Here is a 1,621-nt window from a genome sequence, read left to right as displayed (position 1 = left end):
AGATGAGTATAAGGGACAGCCGTCACGCGCCGCGGGCGAGGCGGCGGGCCGGCTGCCGGGGGACGGCGGGGCGCAGCAGGGTCTTGCCCCGGCCGCTGACCACCACGAGGTCGGCGCCGCGGGTGGCGCTGGTGAGCGCCTCGAACACCGGCCGCTCGAGGACGGCGGTGCGGACGCGGCCGGAGACGCCGGTCTCGGCGATCGCCCGCAGCACCTGGGCCTCGAGCCGCTCCAGCGCGACGGCGCCCGCGCGCCGTCCCGGGCGGGACACGCCGGGCAGCGCGTCGTCACCCTCGTCGTCGACCACCCAGACGGCGACCACGGTCGCCTCCCGGCGGGCGGCCTCGCGCAGCGCCCACACCAGGGCGCCGTGCGCGGCCGGCGAGCCGTCGACGTCGACGAGCAGCCAGGGGCTCTGTCGGCGCGGCAGCAGCGGGGTCAGTCGCATGGGCTCCACGCCGCGGTCGCCACGCTGGTGGTCCACGGCAGGGTCCGCAGGGGTGCCCGGCAGATCCTGGTCCGGTTCGTCCGTGAACCGGTGCGTGTCGTCCATGCCGCGATCGTGTATCCCCCCGTTGCGGGGCGGCAGGGACCAAGGGCCCGCGTCGGTCGAGGTCATCGCGTGACCGATCCGTCCCGATGGGTGACCGCGTGTGTCGCAGCGGACGGTGACGATCCGGATACGCGGCCTACGCGCGTCGACGTCCCGAGCACGACGGTCGCGTCCCGCTCGTCGTCGCGGACCACGGCCGCGCGCATCCCCCCGGCCCGGACCGCGGCGGCGGTGAGCGGCGCCTGGCGGGCACTCGTCTCGACCAGCAGCGTCCCGCCCGGCGCCAGCCAGGTGCGCGCCTCCGCGGCGACCCGGCGTTGCAGGTCGGTGCCGTCGGGACCGCCGTCCAGTGCGGTGCGCGGTTCGGCGTCGCGCGCCTCGGGTGGCATCAGCGCCACCGCCGCGCTGGGCACGTAGGGGGCGTTCACCGCCAGCAGGGCGACCCGGCCGCGCAGTCCGGCCGGCAGCGCGGCGTAGAGGTCCCCCCGGTGCACCCGGCCGCCGACCGGGTCGAGGTTGCGCCGGGCGCAGCGGACGGCGACCGGGTCGACGTCGGCCGCGTGCAGCTCGACCGGGCCGAGGGCGGTGGCCACGGCGAGCCCCACCGCGCCGGAGCCGCAGCACAGGTCGACGACCACCGGGGTGCCGGGAGCGGCGCGCAGCAGCGCCACCGCCTGCTCGACCAGCAGCGCGGTCCGCTGCCGCGGCACGAAGACGCCGGGCTCGACCGCGACGCGCAGACCGCAGAACCCCGCCCAGCCGAGAACCGTCTCCAGCGGCTCGCCGGCCACCCGACGGTCCACCATCGCCGCGAGGTCCGCGGGGCCGCGCGCCGCGGCCACCAGTGCGGCGGCCTCTTCCTCGGCGAACACGCAGCCCGCCGCGCGCAGTCGCGCGACCAGGGACGCCGGGTGCGCCCCCATGTCTCTCCCACCGCCCCCTGCCGTGCGTTCGTTCGTGTGCCGTCCGTGATCACCACATACATACAAACCTACTGACGCCTCTGACACGGCATACATACCACTCTCACAGAACTTTCTCTCTCCCACTACTGATACACCGAGCAGA

General features: G+C 76.0%; 2 protein-coding genes. Both read right to left on the bottom strand.

Going from position 1 to position 1,621, the window contains the following annotated elements; all coding sequences use genetic code 11:
- Nucleotides 1-22: 22 nt before the first annotated feature.
- Entirely contained in the window at nt 23-553 is a 531-nt protein-coding gene (locus CNO22_RS26960; RefSeq protein WP_157937162.1) for a universal stress protein, read from the bottom strand.
- A 62-nt stretch (nt 554-615) separates the two neighbouring features.
- Entirely contained in the window at nt 616-1,476 is an 861-nt protein-coding gene (locus tag CNO22_RS26955) for a putative protein N(5)-glutamine methyltransferase (protein ID WP_100502288.1), read from the bottom strand.
- Nucleotides 1,477-1,621: the final 145 nt, after the last annotated feature.

It is taken from the genome of Geodermatophilus chilensis (assembly GCF_002802985.1).
Taxonomy (GTDB): Bacteria; Actinomycetota; Actinomycetes; order Mycobacteriales; family Geodermatophilaceae; genus Geodermatophilus; species Geodermatophilus chilensis.
This window is presented reverse-complemented; position numbering and strand designations above follow the sequence as displayed.